Raw genomic sequence first — 16,157 nt, 5'->3', positions numbered from 1 at the left:
AGGGGGCTGATTATAGTGTTCCATGAGCATCAACATCGATCGTGACCTTGACGGACGATGATGCATAGGATGCATGATACGTAGCGAATGCATTACGCAACAAGGACCGGCACAGAGCGCCGGATTGATCCTTGTCCTTGAAGTTCTTGATGATGATCACCTGACGGAAGGCATTACGAATGCGGGCAACCGATGGCGTCACAGGGTCAAGTCGTAAATGGTAGTCCGTGCGAGCCGGAATGAGTGCTGCCAATACACGCGCGTGATCAAGTGTGGCCGCCTCATCCAACGACGAGATCTCGATCACGATGAACCGTGTATAGGGCGGATAATCCACCTCGCGTCGAAGTCGAAGTTCATCACCTTCCCATGCCCGAAGCACATCAGGCGAACGTTCACCATTGATCGCTGCTACAATGGCCGGATGATCAGGGGAACTGGTCTGTACGATCATTTCACCGGGATGGGATCCGGTACGACCGGCACGACCGGCCACCTGGGTCAGGAGCTGGACAGTGCGTTCTGATGCACGGAAGTCATTCTGATGCAGAGACATGTCGGCATTGACCACTACTACAAGCGTTACACGGGGAATATCAAGCCCTTTTGCGATCATCTGCGTACCCACAAGAACGTCGATATCACCATTTGCAAATCGCTTCAGCAAGGTCCGGTGTTCGCCCTTCTTTGATGTAGTATCGGCATCCATCCGTTCGATCCGCGGTGTACGCTCCATTCGCTCATTCAGGGCTGTGACGAGATCTTCCTCGATGCGCTGGGTTCCGGATCCTGACTCGCGCAAGTCCACAGAGCCGCAGGTGGTACATGCTGCTCTCATTGGCTCAGCATAACCGCAATAGTGGCATCGTAGGACGTTGGCATGTTTGTGATAGGTGAGGGCCACGTCACAGTTCTGGCACATCGGAACGTCGCCGCAATCTTCGCATTGGAGGTTGACCGCATATCCTCGTCGATTGAGGAAGACAAGCGTTCCTTCCTTGCGTTCGATGCGTGCAGCTATCGCATCAAGGGCAGTCATGGAGATAGCCCCTTTCAGTCTGCGTGACTTTCGTTCCTCACGCAGGTCCACCACGCGGATCGATGGCAACAATGCACCATCAGCACGGTGGGTGAGTTGAAGCAGCGTAGCGCGCCCGGCAGCCACGTTGGCGAGGCTTTCCAGAGACGGCGTGGCACTTCCGAGGATCACCGGACACTTGTGGATCTGACCACGCATGAGGGCAACATCTCTGCCGTGATATCGCGGTGCCGGATCGTCTTGCTTGTAGGATGGTTCGTGTTCTTCGTCGACAATGATCAATCGAACATCCATAAGCGGGGCAAACACAGCCGAACGTGCACCGATCACGATGTCGAATTCCCCAGCACGAATGCGCTGCCAGAGACCGATCCGTTCGCCTACAGCGAGGCGCGAGTGCAATACCGCCACACGATCGCCAAAGACTGCACGGAATCTGTCCGCCAATTGCGGCGTAAGGGAGATCTCCGGCACAAGGAGCAATACTCGTCCGTTGCCTTCGATCACATGTTGAATGGCTCGTTGGTAGACGATGGTCTTGCCACTACCGGTAACGCCATGGAGAACAACAGGTGAGAGTTGACGCATATCACAAAGCTCTGTGATTCTCTCAACGGCAGTTGCCTGCTCTGCCGTAAGCTTTACAACAGCTTCGTTTCGACTGACTAACGAACTGTCTTCATCATCTGCCGTACGGCGAATGACCTGGGATATCTCCACAAAGCCGCGCCGCTCCAAACTGTCGACCACCGTTGATGAGACATGCAACTCATCGGCCAGACGTGCGATTTCTACCGGACGTCCATCACGTTGTGTTGTCAGGTAGATATGTCCCAGAGCAAGAGACTGTTTTGGGGCCTTCGCATCAAGAAAATCAAATGCTGCACGCAGTTCCTCTTCGTTCGATAGCAAGGAAGGGGCTATCGATGCAGCCCGTACCATTCGAGGAACTCGCTGTTGTTCCAACGATTGTTCAAGTCGTATCCATCCCATTCGCTGGAGCGCATCTAGCTGATCGGCGATGGCCGTTGCCTTTAGCTTGCGTTGTAGGTAGGAGACACTGATCTCACCCTCGTGTTCTCTGAGCTCTCGGAGCAGTCGTGCACGCTTAGGAGCTCGCAACTCCATCTCTTCAAGATCATCATCGGTGATCGGCCTCAGCACCGTTACATGAAGGACTGTAGCCGGTGTGAGACCCGTTGGCAATGCAGCCTGCAACACCTCGCCCCATGATGAGAGGTAGTACTCACTGATACGTTTCGTGAGCTCGAGTACCTCGTCACTGAACGATGGCTCTTCATCGAGTACTTCGATGATGTGGCGCATCTTTGGAACCGCATCCTGATCAACAGCTACTACGGTTCCGGTCACAATCCTCGTCCCAAGCGGAACAAGCACCCGACATCCCCGCTGCACATGGATACCATCAGGGAGCCCATAGGTAAGAGGCTCGAGGCGGGGTAGTGGGAGGGCAACGTGGATGGGCATGGGCGACGAAGATACCGACAGGCAATATTTTTGCCCTGAATTCGACGTTTCGGCCTATGACAAAGACACCATTCACCTCGTTCTTCACGGCCATGATGATGGCCCTGGCGGCACATCCGATGGCTGCCTGCAAGCCCGATACGGAGATGGCGATCTCCGAACCGGTGTACACAAATTCTCAACCGGCCAACGACGACGTTTCGGGGAGCAGAAAGAATGCCATAACCCGAGCGGTCAGTAAGAGTTCGCCGGCGATCGTCGGGATCAATGTCACGGAAACCAGAACGCAGTACTACCGCGATCCGTGGGATGACTTCTTTGGCGACCCATTCTTCAGAAACCATTACGGTGACCGTCCTCGCACGTATAAGCGCGATTATGAAGTGCGCTCCCTCGGCTCCGGATTCCTCATCAGTGCAGACGGGTACATTCTTACAAATGATCACGTTGCCGGTAATGCATCCAAGATCGTTGTGACGATGACCGATGGCACAAAGCACGATGCACGGATCATCGGAACCGACCCCGTGTCGGATGTAGCCGTACTCAAGATCGATGGAGGGGGCTTTCCATTTCTGAAGCTGTCCAACAGCGATGATGTGGAGGTCGGTGAATGGGCCATAGCCTTTGGTAATCCCTTCGGCCTCTTTGATAACAACGCTAAGCCGACCGTTACGGTTGGCGTGGTCTCTAACGTAGGCGTGAGTTTCACACAACCCGGTGAAGGCGGAGAGGACCGTGTCTACAAGAACATGATCCAGACCGATGCTGCCATCTCTTCCGGCAATTCCGGAGGTCCATTGGTCAATGCCCTCGGTGAGGTGATCGGCGTGAACACCGTGATCTACTCAACCTCACAAAGTGCTCGTGGTTCCGGGAGTATCGGCATTGGATTTGCGATTCCGATCAATCGTGTGAAGGCGATCGTCGACCGTTTGCAGAAGGACGGCTCGATCAGGCGGGACTTCTGGACAGGCATGAAGCTCTCCGCAATCGATGAAAACGTTGCACGCTACTTCAAGCTTTCCGGAACGGATGGAGTGCTCGTGAGCGAGGTTGCAACCGACGGTCCGGCCGATGATGCTGGAATCGAACCGGGAGACGTTATCATTGCAATCAACGGTCGGCCTACGTTGCGCGATGAAGATGTGAATATCGCCATTCTCGACGGGGAAGTGAACCAAAAGCTGAAGCTGACGGTGTTACGCTCCGGTGAAAAGAAGGATCTGACCATGACCTTGCAAGCACGTCCACGGAGCGGTGGTGTCCGTAATTGAGACTGGAAGTGTCCTACGCGCAGAAGGACTCCGGAAAACCTACAAGCAGCGCACGGTAGTCAAAGGCAGCACCCTAAGTGTTCGCCAAGGTGAGTGTGTTGGCCTCCTTGGTCCAAATGGCGCAGGAAAGACCACCACGTTCTACATGATCACGGGAATGATCAAACCGGACGTAGGCAGTGTGTTCATCGACCAGGAGGATGTGACCACCACGCCAATGTATAAGCGTGCACGAGCAGGTCTGGCATACCTTCCCCAAGAAGCAAGCATCTTCCGTCGGCTTACGGTAGAACAGAATATCAAGGCCATCCTCCAACTCAAGAAGATGACCTCTGCAGAACGTCAGAAGAAGCTCGATGGCTTGCTCGACGAGTTTGGGATCGACCATATCCGCAAAAGCATCGGGATCACTCTCTCCGGTGGAGAGCGCCGTCGCTGCGAGATCGCCCGCGCACTGGCAACAGACCCAAAGTTCATTCTCCTTGATGAACCGTTCGCAGGGATCGACCCGATCGCTGTGGAGGACATCATGAAGATCGTTACGCAACTCAAACACAAAGGAATCGGTGTTTTGATCACCGATCACAACGTGCATGAAACGCTTAGCATTACGGATAGGGCCTATATCTTAATCGATGGCTCGATCTTTGTGAGCGGCACGGCCGAAGAGATCGCCTCCAATGAAGAGGTGCGAGCCAGGTATCTTGGTGAGACGTTTGTGTTGAGAGATTACTAGTTAGTATCGGAGTTCGAATTGGAGGAGGAGGGCTCGGGTAGGTCCGAGGTTGCCAACGATCTCTGTGTATGAATAGCTCAAGATGTTCTTACCAATAAGGCCGATCTTCGTGTGTTCTGACGGCGAATAGAAGACACGGGCATCTACGATGTGCATTGCCACACGAGCATCAGCATCAGGTATGAAGAGGCTGAGTCGATCATCGATGAGTTCAACTCTGTCTTGATACCGATATTCAGCTTGGAGTTCGATACCAGTGAATGGCGTCCAGGAGCCCCGTGAATACCACAGAATTTTGTTGCGATACTTCAGAGTGGTGCCGGTTGTCAGATCACGTGGGATCATGTAGGTAAAGCCAGTTTCGATGTTCGCATTTCGTGCGATCATGACCCGCAACGTGAGTTCCGAACCGAGGATGCGTGCACGTGTTAGGTTCTGGAACACGATCGGAGCGCCAACCTGTGTGAGGTCAAACGTTGGTTCGATGAGTTGATACAGTTCGTTATCGAACACAGCCAGGTCGAGATCGATCGGTACGAAGAAATTGGATGCTGTAACATGGAATCCAACCTCGCCGGACCATGAGCTCTCGGAGAGGAGGTCGGGATTGGGACGCACATTGAACGGACCATACCGAATATTGGCGTATCGTTCAGCAATTGTTGGAGCCCGAAAGCCCCTTCCCACAGATGCACGAACGGTTAGTTGTTGAGCGGCATTCCACGTCATACCAAACTTCGGAGAGAATTCGAGCTGGGGAGAAAGTGACTCGGTCTCTTCGCGATCTGCTCGAATTCCGCCGGTCAATATCACAGAGCCAAGGGTGAATTCGCCCTGTGCATATCCACTGATGATGGTTTGTAGAGCTGTGTTATAGACGTCGCTTCGTACCCAATTCAAACGACCGGTTATTCCCGCAGTGAGGATCATTCCCTCAGCCAGACGTGAGGTGAGCTGCGCCTCGGCATTGTGGGCAAATGCTGTTGAATAATTGGAGTCGAGCTTTTCACCATTTAAGGTGTTCTCAAACATCGTCCGGAAGAATCCGTACTTGGCGATCAACGAGGTAGACCCCGAGAAGATCTGCGAGTATTCGGTCCCAACGGCAAACTTCGAGGTTGCTAGTCGTTCATCGAGATTCTGGGCAAGGGGCGGGCGGGTTGCGTTATCGAGATCCCTCCAATAGATGAAGTTCTCTCTGTTCTCGAGCGTTCCAAAACCAAAGGCCCGCAGTGTGACGAGGTCGGACGGTTGCCATGTGAGTTTTGCAAAGCCAAACCCCCTAAGAGATCGGTCATACTCACGATAACTTTCATCTGACCGAATACCACCGCTTACGGAGTACGAGAATTCACCAACACGTTGTGCCATTCTGAGATCGGCACCGAATTGCCACGGAAGTGAAGAACGATACTCCCATTGCGAATAGGGTGGTTGGGTATAAGGCCCGGTGTAGCCTCTAGCATAGACAGAGAAGGAGTCTGTTGGATCGCGGGTGATCATGCTGACCACTCCGCCCAGAGCTCCCGTTCCGTACAATGCAGAGCCGGCTCCCTTGATGATCTCGATACGCTCTACGTCAGCAACAGGCATTACATCGAATTTGATATCGCCATTATCGCCGGAGAGAAGAGAGAAACCGTCGATCAGGACTGCAGTTCGTGAACCAACACCGAAGGCAAAGCCAGAGGCTCCACGGATGCTCACTTGATCGCGGGCGATGCTGATGCCACTTACGTATCGGAGTGCATCATCGAGCCGCGTCACATTCCGTTGATCGAGATCTTCCGACGTAAGAATGGACACGCTGATGGGAACATCCTGAACTGCCTGAACTCGTTTATTCGCTGATACCACGACCTCCCCTTTGGAAACGGCGGATTCCTTGATGGTCATGATCATCGAGGTAGATTCACCCTTCTTTACATACACCTTCTGTCGAGCGGTCTCGTAGCCTACGAACGTTGCTACCACATTTACCATACCGGCAGGGATGCCATTGATCACGAACATTCCCTTGCCATTGGTGATAGCGCCGCTCTGGGTGCCTTCGATGCGGACGGTGGCTCCGCGCACGGGTTTAGCGGTCTCTCTGTCGGTAAGGTAGCCCGTGATCGTTCCTGCTTCTTGTGCGGTTGAGATCACGGCGGACAAGGTAAGAATGCCCAGTAGGAGTATGATGTGAACGTTCCTCATCAGAATGGCTGCGGAGGAAGATTTGTGAAGTCAACTCGGAAGTCCACTCGTACCGTGTTTCCTGAGGGAACGATCACCACGCCCGGCTGGGTGGGATCGCCGGAAGGGGAGTAGACATCAAGCATGATCCAGTCGGTCTGGAAGTTCGGACCGTTCTGCATCGCAACAACAACGTAGGTGAATGTTCGGGGAGTTGCCAGAACCTCGATCTCATACGATGTGGTGTCGACGCGAATAGGCAGGCTTGACGGAGAGAATGCAGCCGTTTGCTGGAGGATCGACGTTAGGATCTCCTGCGGGACGGTTGGCTTTGTCTCAAACGCAACTACACGTACATCGTAGACAGTGTCAGAAGGCCAGGCCGCGCTACCGCCCACATAGGTGATCGTTCCGCGCAAACCACTGAACGGACGCACTTCTTCCGGATCCAAGCCACCGCAGGCAGAGATCAGGAGTGCTAACAAAACAACGGTACCGACAAGAAGAGATCGCATCAACACCATTCGACGAACATACGGCAGAGAAACGAGCAAGACATGTTCATCGAGTAACAACGATACCTGTGTGGACAATTCCCGAGTTCGCATGAATGTTGACGGTATAGCGCCCGGAACTGAGTGGACGGAGATCGAGGACTACACTGCGAAGTCCATGTTCAACAGATACTGGTGTGCTGAGAACTGTTACACCCTGAGCATCGACGACGCTGAAATGGATGTTCGTTGGTCTATCCACAACATAGGTGAGGGACAATGCGTCATGCGCCGGGTTCGGACCATACCCAAGGATGGTTAGCTCCCGAACGACATTCTCCTCTACACTTACAGGTCCGGTAGGGGGCTCAGCAGGAGCCGGAATGTCTTGGATCGCTTTACCTGGAGCGGCGGCTGCAGCTGGGCGTAGCGCACTCTCTTGGGAATTTGTGTAATAGCCCCGTATCCAGACCTCTGAAGTAGGACGAAGAAGGATGCTGTCCATGAAATACCAATCACACTGAGCGCGTTGTGGTGTAAGGTCCAAGATCTCGTACCCGTGCTCAGTGATATCATGCCATTTCAAATGCGGATTGAGACCGACAAGTGTTGTGTCGATCGTTGCGAGCAAGGCGGGTGTGATAAGGGCGATCGTCGGCACAGATGAGAGGTTCTCATCGAAGTTAGCCGCAGAGATCGACGGCGTCATGAACTCAACAGCTAGAGACGTTGCGGAGCCGATGGTATCGGCCGGGACGTTGAAAGCAAAGGAGGAATGGAAGTCGCCGGTAACAACAACGAGATTCTTCACCTTCTGATCTCGAACAACGTCTAATAGCCTTCTACGCTGAGCAGGATAGTTGTTCCACACATCGCCATAAAAGGCGGACTCGAAGACGAATTGAAGTGTGGGGATCTGCGGACGAATGAATGCAGAGAAGATCGGACCAACGGCATTGAAAAGATAGGCTGTATCGATCGGTGTTACGTCTACCGGAGAGAACATCACTTGATTACCAAGGACACGCCACGTGGCAGTGCTTGAGGTTAGCCCAGACGTCAGCCACTCATACTGTGTTGTAGAAATGATCTTGCGATCCTGGGCATTAAGAGAATCCTTTGATGCTTGGGAAGCCCCTTCTCCAACACCTTGCACCTGTTTGTCTCGTCCGTCGAGGCGCGTGTCGAGCATAAAGAGGTCTACCAACGTCCCGAAGGAGAAGCGACGATAGAGAACGTTTGACGTGTTCTCGCGAGTTGGCATCCATTCATAACAAACACGTTTCGATACCTCCTTACGAATGTTCCAATCGCCTTCTTCCGGCTGATGATTTTCTGCTCCGTCCGTATAGGAGTCATTTGCCGATTCATGATCATCCCATACATGGATCATGGGATGTTGCTGATGGGCACGGCGGAGATCCGGATCGAGTCGGTATTGTGAATATCTCGTTCGATAATCCGTAAGGGTCACCAATTCAGCATCTGGCTCATGACGTCTGCCGAGCTTGGCTCCCGTGGCCCCGCCGTAGGAGGTTGTGTCTGCATCGTATTCGTAGATATAGTCACCGAGATGAAGGATCGCATCAAGGTCATTGCGATCAGCGATCTTGGCGTAGGCATTGAAGTATCCTGCCGGGTAGTTCGAGCAGGAGACCACGGCCAACCTCGTATGGTCCACCGCCGTTGGATGTGTTGTGCGTGTTCGTCCGATGATCGAGTATCGACCGTAGGCAGAGAACATGTAGTAGTAGACATTGCCTGGTTGGAGACTGTCCACGTCGACCTTGACAGTGAAGTCACGATCTGACGTTGTTGTGAACTCACCGGATCGGATGATATTCTGCATGCCTGTATCTGTAGCAAACCGATAACGAACGCGAACTGACGTGTCTCCACCTTCTGGGGTGATGCGGGTCCAGATGATCACTCGATCATGGAGTGGATCTCCGCTGGCTACACCATGATAAAATGGTCGGAGCTTGTCCTCTACCTGTGTGGTCTCGATCCGTTTAGTCACGCGTGGTTCATGTCCCGCACGCCGAGTTCGGAACATATCATTGCGATAGTCCTGACCAATGGCCATCGAAGTCGTGAGCAAGAGTATCGAAAGGCCGATAAAGGGGCGAAACATAGACGATCCGGATAGATGATGTTCATGCAAAACTGCGAAGAGGAAGCGGTAGTTTAGCATCATGCTTCCATTACTCCTCCCGAATGAAGTACGACAATTAGACCAAGCGTGTCGTGACGTCCTCGGCATAGCTCCTGTCGACCTCATGGAGCAGGCAGCTAGGTCGGCAACGAACTCCCTTCGCTCGGTTATTGCGTTGCGAGGGATCAGTGCCACACGCTATCTGATCGCCTGTGGCGGGGGTAACAATGGCGGTGACGGACTTTGCATGGCTCGCATGATCATGGAAGATGACCCGTCGGTTTCTGTTGTAGTAGCGTGTGATGCATCACGTGAGACGATGACAGAGCAAGCACGAGTGAATCTTGATCGACTTCCTTCCGCGGTCAAGATGGTCCGTTTTGCCGAGATCGATCTTGGCTCTGACTTTGACGTTGTCCTCGATGCGCTGATCGGAGTAGGGGGCGGAGCAGTCCTTCGTGAGCCGATCCCGTCGTTCTGTGTTCTTCTCAATTCCCTCAGCGGAATGAAGGTCGCAATTGATGTCCCGACGGGACTCGATGCATCAACCGGAGCGGCAAGTCATGATGTTTTCCGCGCCGACGTAACGATCACGATGGAGACAGAGAAACCGGGGTTCTTCCGAAACGATGGTCCGGCCTGCACCGGGTCGGTGGTTGTTGCCCCGATCGGTATTCCGGAGGGAACCGCAGCGCAGTTCGCCTCAACATTCCGCTATGAACCGCGTGATATTGAAACGCTCCTGCCAAAACGTCCTCGTTCGGCTTCAAAGTTCGACAATGGTCGGGTCCTTGTCATCGGCGGTACACGATCGATGCGGGGAGCGCCGTCACTGGCCGCACATGCAGCGATCTCCATCGGTGCCGGCTTGGTGGAACTGGCAGCCCCCTACATCCATCCTCTAACGCCGCGTGAGGTGATGACCAACGAATTGCCGTCACATGCTGACGGCACGATCCATGTGGATGCAGAGAACGTCTTGAGAGAACTTCTTCAACGTGCCACCGTTTGTGCCGTTGGTCCCGGTCTTGGAACCAACGAGGCAACGCTTCATATGTTGGCGCGATGTATTGATGAGTTTGCCGCAGTGAAGACATTCGTTATCGACGCAGACGGTTTACGATTGCTGTCTCGTATCAGCTACCGAGGACCCAATCTGATCCTCACACCGCATCGTGGTGAGTTTGCTCGGCTGTTGGGGATCGACAGGGGAGACTTACCCTACGATATCGCTGCAGCAGCAGCTGAGTTTGCGGAAGAGAACAAATGTGTGCTTCACGTCAAGGATGTGCCGTCCATAACAACGAGTGGCGGACGCCATGTGCTCACTGTGAACGGAAACCCGGCGATGGCAACGGCAGGATCAGGCGATGTTCTTACGGGCATCGTTGCCGGCTGCGCAGCACAAGGGATGTCAACGTTTGAGGCCGCATCGCTTGGAGCATATATCCATGCCTGTGCTGGTGACGAGGCAAACGCTGTCAGTGTCCATCAACGAATGGTTGCGGGCGACATCATTCGCTATCTGTAGTCATCTCGTCCACCGTATCCGCCGGTGTGGGCAGGATATCCTGAGGGATCGGAACGGGCTGTTTGAACGAGAAGGATGCAAGAGCCATGGCTGCTAGATTTTCCATGCCCTTGAATGACCCAACGCTTGGTCCATTCGAGATAAAGGAGAACGCCAGGAGCTCACCATCTCTCGTCGTAACATAGCCGGCAAGAGCACTTACATTTCGCAACGTACCCGTCTTTGCCGTTACATTATTCGCGGCCGGTGAACCATGCATTCTCCTGCGGATCGTGCCATCGTAGGCCCCAACGGCGAGAGTGCTGCGATACTCTTGACCCCATTCCTGTTTGTGGATCTGACGCAGCAATCCAACTTCTGTGGCAGCACAAACCAGATTCCGGCGAGAGAGTCCACTGCCATCATTGAATGAGCAGTTGTTTCGCTCCACTCGAAGTGAGTCGAGTACTTCAAGCATGGCACGCTTTGCACGGACCGCAGTGGTTGAATGGTCGCCACAAGCAGCTCCGACCATTTTGAACACATGCTCTGCGAGATAGTTGTCACTTCGCTTATTCACAACACTCGCAAAATCAACGAACGGACGTCGGAATTGAGCAAGGAAGCGCGCGTTGACCGGCGTACGACGCTCCTCAATTCGACCGTCGATCTCGATCCCGCCACCGCGGAGCCTGTTGGCAAAAACGCCCGCTGTGGCAAGGGCAGGCTTCGACATCGCGATATACACCGTTGCAGAGCGGTTCGCACCCGGGGAGCCGCTCACCACGAATTGCTGAACGCCATTTGGGAGTGTCGAAGACGTTACACTGATACGTGGCGCACGGGATCTGCTCCGCCCCTTACGACGGCGTTGTCGAGGCTCTGGTGGTGCATCACCATAACGATCGATCGACTCGTCGATGTTGGCATCCGCACGAGACCCCTTCTTTTTCTTCTTTGATGGTTTTGCCTTTGCTTTCGGTTTTGCTTTGGGCTTTCCCTTGGCCTGTGCCTTGGGCTGAGGACGAGCCGCAGCAGTTCTGATAACAACATCAAATGCGTCCGAGGCTGGTATCGTTTGGACGTTAACGCGTCCTGTCTTGCCGGCACTGGCAAAGACGGCAACGGTTCCCTTATTCACCGAGAGTGCAACGATGGGAGGAAGTGGCTGGACATCCTCATAGTCTCCTGAATAGACAGCTCGATTACTCTGTCCGTCAAAAGCATAGCCATCTCCAACGATGTTCCCTGTGATGCGCTTGATCCCTAGTGCCCGAACCTTATCAGCGAGAAACTCCAAGTCATTGACACTCAAAAGAGCGTCGCCGTGACCTATGAGATAGAGATTGCCTCTTAGTGTTCCGTCAGCCTCCAGTACACCGTCTGTCTTTACTTCCGTGGAGACGATGGCATTCTGTCCATTGAGTTGATAATACGCTGCCGTTGAGAACAGTTTCGTTGTTGAAGCAGGGGTTAGGTTCTGGCGACTGTTGCGCTCATACACAGGGACATTACGCTTGAGGGACCACACCATCACGCTCACGCGCGAGGATCTATACGGGGCAGACGTGAAGATCTGATCCAAGCGGGTTCTCAACGACGTAAGGGCCTGCGACGAGTCATATTGCGTCGGAATAGGTGGCCGGTAGCTACGTGGCTGCTGTGCCATTGCACCGATCGTGATCACGATGGTGCAAAGAACTGCTATATGAACGCGTATCGAACTACTCTTCACTCAAATCTTCCTTGGTTGCTGCGGTGCAAATCTACGAAGGTCGATAGCCATCCCTTGGTATCCAGGATCTCACATATCTGAGCGGTCATCATTTCGATGGATCCACTGATCCACGTATAGCGCTTGTCCTTCCTGAACCACGTATGCTGACGTTTCGCGTACTGACGTGTGGATCTCTTCAGATCTTCTTTGGCTTCTTCAAGGGTGCGGCGACCGTCGATCACAGACAATGCCTCATAGTACCCCACGGTACGCAGTGACTGTGCATTGCGGTCAACTCCCATATCCAAGATCCGTTGGGTCTCTTCGATCAATCCATTCTGCCACATCTTGTCGCACCGGGCATCGATCATAGCATTGAGGACCTCACGATCCTGCGTGATCCCAATGTAGAGCGCATCAACATTGGCCGCGTCTCGTGGGGCATCCCATGAGAGTGAGAAGGGGCGTCCTGTTATTCGTATGTATTCGAGAGCTCGCTGCACACGACGTGGGTTTCTGTCTGCATATCGTTCCGCAGCTCTAGGATCAAGTTCTTGAAGTCTCTCATACATGGCATCTCTGCCGTGTATATCGAACTCGCGCACGATCTCTTCGCGCACCTCGGGGTCAGTAGCTACTCCATCAGTGGAGAGGCCATCTAGTGCTGCAGCGATATAGAGTCCGGACCCACCTACAATGATCGGGAGAGACGATAGTGGAATGGACGTTATCGCCTGACGAGCATCATGGGAATACTCTGCAGCGCTATACGACTCGTGCGGATCGCGAATGTCAATGCAATGATGCCGAACGCGTGTGCGCTCCTCGGTAGTTGGTTTGGCCGTTCCGATATCCATCGATCGGTAGATCTGCCTGGCATCGGCGCCGATGATCTCGCAACGCAGTTGCTCCGAGAGTCGCATCGCAACTCCGGTCTTTCCGGCTGCTGTTGGTCCCGCCAGTACAAGGACCTGGCGTTGTTCAGGCTGCACTGGTCTCATCCCAACCAGACCGTCCGATCAACGGTACGAATTTGAATGGGCCGAGATCTTCGGCCTTCCATGAGTCTTCGGCATTTCTCACAACGCGGTAGAGCGTCTGGTTTTCCAGTGAGCCAACAGGGACCACGAGTCGACCACCGATGGCCAACTGCTTGGCAAGCGGCTCAGGGACATCAGGTGCACCAGCAGTAACGATGATACCGTCATATGGACCCGCTTCACGATATCCAATGGTACCATCGCCGACCCTACAATTGACCTCGTATCCAAGGCTGACCAGGGCCGTTCTTGCCTTCTGAGACAAGAGCGGATGGCGTTCGATCGATACAACATTGGCCCCAAGCTGCGCAAGAACTGCAGCTTGATATCCGCTGCCTGTGCCGATCTCCAATACGCGGGATCCTCTGGTGATCTTGAGGGCCTGCGTCATAAAGGCCACCGTGTAGGGCTGAGAGATCGTCTGGCGATTGTCGATCGGCAATGCCGAGTCTTCGTAGGCTCGACCTGTCATTGCTGCAGGAACGAATACTTCTCGTGGCACCTTGCCGATTGCAGCAAGTACTGCTTCGTCGGTGATCCCGCGCGAACGAAGGACATCAACGAGTCCCTGGCGTTGAACATCAAATGGGGTTGCTACTCTTGTTGGACGTGGAGTCATCGTGTAAGGTTGTCTTAGGCCGCCGCTACGGCAGCCAGTCGTTCTTGGAGTGTTTTGCGAAGGTCATGAAGAGGGATGTCCAGTTCAAGCTCACCGTGATATGCTAGGCTTGCTGTTCCTCGTTCTTCGGAGAGGATCAGCACCACGACGTCTGCTTGTTCGGCAAGTCCTAGTCCGGCACGATGGCGTGTTCCGAGATTGCGAGTGCCGATCCGTTGTACGCTGCTCAAAGGCAGCACACATCGTGCAGCCACCAGTGAACGATTGTCGATCACCACAGCGCCATCATGAAGGGGAGAGCGGGGATTGAAGATGGAAAGAAGGAGTTCTGATGAAACTGCCGCATGGAGCTCTACGCCGGTATCCACGGTTACCTTGATATGCTCAGCACGAGAGAATACGATCAGTGCTCCGATATGCTTGGCCGTGAGTTCGGTAACAGATGTGATCACATCGTCGATCGTTTCCGAATTGCTCGAACGCACGAACACGCGGAACAGGCGAGACTGAGTCAGGATCAACAGAACCCTGCGAAGCTCCGGTTGAAAGAGCACAACAAAGGCGATCAGACCAATGTCTCCAATCCGACGAAGCACCCAATTCACCGTCTTCATCCCTGCGGCATCGGTCACGAAACTGAGGATGAGAACGAGACCGAGTACGATCAGGATCTGTACGGCAAGGGTGTCCCGAAGCGTATGATAGACAACGTAGAACAGGACCGTGATGAGCAATACGTCGACAAGATCGATCCACGTAAAAGCAAGGAATCCTATCCGTAGCAGTTCGTTCATGTTGACGATGAACTGCTGTTGGCTCGTTCCTTCCGCTCTGCGTCACGTTCGTAGGCAGCAACGATCTCCATCACAAGACGGTGGCGGACCACATCGGACTTCTCAAACTCGATGAAGTCGATACCGCTGATGCCACCGAAGAGTGTGAATACATCAAGCAATCCGGAGTCGTGTTTCTTCGGCAAGTCTATCTGCGTCACATCACCCGTTACGATCGCTCTGGAGTTCCTGCCGAGACGGGTAAGAAACATCTTCATCTGCGTCCGTGAAGCGTTCTGCGCTTCATCAAGAATGATGAAGGAATTATTCAGAGTTCTTCCTCGCATGTAGGCTAGAGGAACGATCTCCACGATCCGCTTCTCAAGCATGCTTTTGAGTTTATCAGGACTCACCATGTCGCTCAAAGCATCAAGGAGGGGGCGAAGGTATGGATCTACCTTCTCTGAAATGTCGCCCGGCAGAAAACCGAGAGACTCTCCGGCCTCTACAGCTGGACGAGAGAGGATGATCCTGGAGACTTCGTTTGCACGCAGGGCGGCAAGCGCCATGGCAACGGCAAGAAAGGTCTTACCGGTACCGGCAGGGCCGATGCTGAAGACAAGATCGTTCGATCGAACCTTGCGGTAATACTCCATTTGACGCGGAGTGCGCGCGCGAACCATCTCCTTCTTACCCCAGAGAATAACAGAATCAAGTTCTTCCTGACTCATGGAGCTGGGGACAACGCCTGCTCTGCCTCCATCTACGAGATCCACGATCATCGAAACGTCTGCCAGTTGGAGTCTGCCTGTCCGTTTCAGCGTATGGGTAAGCTCCTGAAAGATCTGTTCGATCTTCTTCACTTCAACCGGTTCACCGCGAAGGACAACGGTATCGCCGCGGACGGTGATCGCCGTGTCGAACTTATTCTCGATGAGTTGGAGATTTGCTTCTTGAGCACCGAACAGTTCGACAAGGTCAACGTCCGGCAATTTGATCTTCTTCTCTACAATGTGCATTGAGGAGCGAGATGATGAGAGAATGGACTCGGAATTGGTCGAAGATACATCAAAAAAAAGGGCCCGATAAACGGGCCCCTTTTTCAATTCGCTATTCGCTATTTGCTATTCGGAA

12 protein-coding genes are annotated in these 16,157 nt (G+C 53.5%); 3 read left to right on the top strand and 9 right to left on the bottom strand.

The features are described 5' to 3' along the window. Positions 1-10: 10 nt before the first annotated feature. On the bottom strand, positions 11-2,527 hold the full coding sequence (priA, locus tag IPI29_07655) for a primosomal protein N' (GenBank protein ID MBK7412412.1): 2,517 nt from the start codon (positions 2,525-2,527) through the stop codon (positions 11-13). A gap of 56 nt (positions 2,528-2,583) precedes the next feature. Between priA and IPI29_07650 the strand changes: the two genes are divergently transcribed. Together IPI29_07650 and lptB are read left to right on the top strand one after the other, a co-directional pair. Continuing rightward, a complete protein-coding gene (locus IPI29_07650) occupies positions 2,584-3,804 on the top strand; it encodes a trypsin-like peptidase domain-containing protein (protein ID MBK7412411.1) in 1,221 nt (406 codons plus the stop codon). Then, positions 3,791-4,540, top strand: coding sequence for an LPS export ABC transporter ATP-binding protein (gene lptB, locus IPI29_07645; GenBank protein ID MBK7412410.1), 750 nt, complete (start codon positions 3,791-3,793; stop codon positions 4,538-4,540). The genes IPI29_07650 and lptB overlap by 14 nt, the downstream gene beginning before the upstream one ends. Here lptB and IPI29_07640 read toward each other — a convergent pair whose 3' ends face one another. Genes IPI29_07640 through IPI29_07630 form a run of 3 tightly spaced genes read right to left on the bottom strand, consistent with a single transcriptional unit; the run spans position 4,541 to position 9,343 of the window. Then, the gene (locus IPI29_07640) at positions 4,541-6,736 is read right to left on the bottom strand and encodes a TonB-dependent receptor (protein MBK7412409.1); all 2,196 of its coding nucleotides are present in this window, start codon (positions 6,734-6,736) and stop codon (positions 4,541-4,543) included. Further along, complete coding sequence (locus IPI29_07635) at positions 6,736-7,230, bottom strand: hypothetical protein (protein MBK7412408.1); 495 nt, start codon at positions 7,228-7,230, stop codon at positions 6,736-6,738. Before IPI29_07635 ends, IPI29_07640 begins: the two co-directional genes overlap by 1 nt. A gap of 46 nt (positions 7,231-7,276) precedes the next feature. Further along, positions 7,277-9,343 carry an alkaline phosphatase D family protein gene (locus IPI29_07630; protein MBK7412407.1) on the bottom strand — a complete coding sequence of 689 codons (2,067 nt, stop codon included), beginning with the start codon at positions 9,341-9,343 and terminating at the stop codon, positions 7,277-7,279. A gap of 61 nt (positions 9,344-9,404) precedes the next feature. On the opposite strand from IPI29_07630, the gene IPI29_07625 reads away from it, so the two are divergent. Continuing rightward, positions 9,405-10,895 carry an NAD(P)H-hydrate dehydratase gene (locus IPI29_07625; protein ID MBK7412406.1) on the top strand — a complete coding sequence of 497 codons (1,491 nt, stop codon included), beginning with the start codon at positions 9,405-9,407 and terminating at the stop codon, positions 10,893-10,895. Here the strand turns inward: IPI29_07625 and dacB are convergent. The 5 genes from dacB to IPI29_07600 are packed head-to-tail and all read right to left on the bottom strand — an operon-like array spanning position 10,879 to position 16,042. Beyond that, positions 10,879-12,609: a D-alanyl-D-alanine carboxypeptidase/D-alanyl-D-alanine-endopeptidase gene (dacB, locus tag IPI29_07620; GenBank protein ID MBK7412405.1), complete on the bottom strand. Its 1,731-nt coding sequence runs from the start codon at positions 12,607-12,609 to the stop codon at positions 10,879-10,881. The genes IPI29_07625 and dacB overlap by 17 nt on opposite strands. Further along, positions 12,606-13,592, bottom strand: coding sequence for a tRNA (adenosine(37)-N6)-dimethylallyltransferase MiaA (miaA, locus tag IPI29_07615; GenBank protein ID MBK7412404.1), 987 nt, complete (start codon positions 13,590-13,592; stop codon positions 12,606-12,608). Before miaA ends, dacB begins: the two co-directional genes overlap by 4 nt. After that, positions 13,573-14,250 (bottom strand): protein-L-isoaspartate(D-aspartate) O-methyltransferase, encoded by a 678-nt coding sequence (locus IPI29_07610; protein ID MBK7412403.1) that lies wholly within the window; start codon positions 14,248-14,250, stop codon positions 13,573-13,575. Before IPI29_07610 ends, miaA begins: the two co-directional genes overlap by 20 nt. A 14-nt stretch (positions 14,251-14,264) precedes the next feature. After that, the gene (locus IPI29_07605; protein MBK7412402.1) at positions 14,265-15,044 is read right to left on the bottom strand and encodes a TIGR00159 family protein; all 780 of its coding nucleotides are present in this window, start codon (positions 15,042-15,044) and stop codon (positions 14,265-14,267) included. After that, positions 15,041-16,042, bottom strand: a complete 1,002-nt coding sequence (locus tag IPI29_07600) for a PhoH family protein (GenBank protein MBK7412401.1) — start codon at positions 16,040-16,042, stop codon at positions 15,041-15,043. Before IPI29_07600 ends, IPI29_07605 begins: the two co-directional genes overlap by 4 nt. Positions 16,043-16,157: the final 115 nt, after the last annotated feature.

This window comes from Ignavibacteria bacterium, from assembly GCA_016707005.1.
In the GTDB taxonomy this organism is placed as follows: Bacteria; Bacteroidota; Ignavibacteria; order Kapaibacteriales; family Kapaibacteriaceae; genus UBA10438.
Note: the sequence above shows the minus strand (reverse complement) of the source record. Positions and strands in the feature narration are given on the sequence as shown.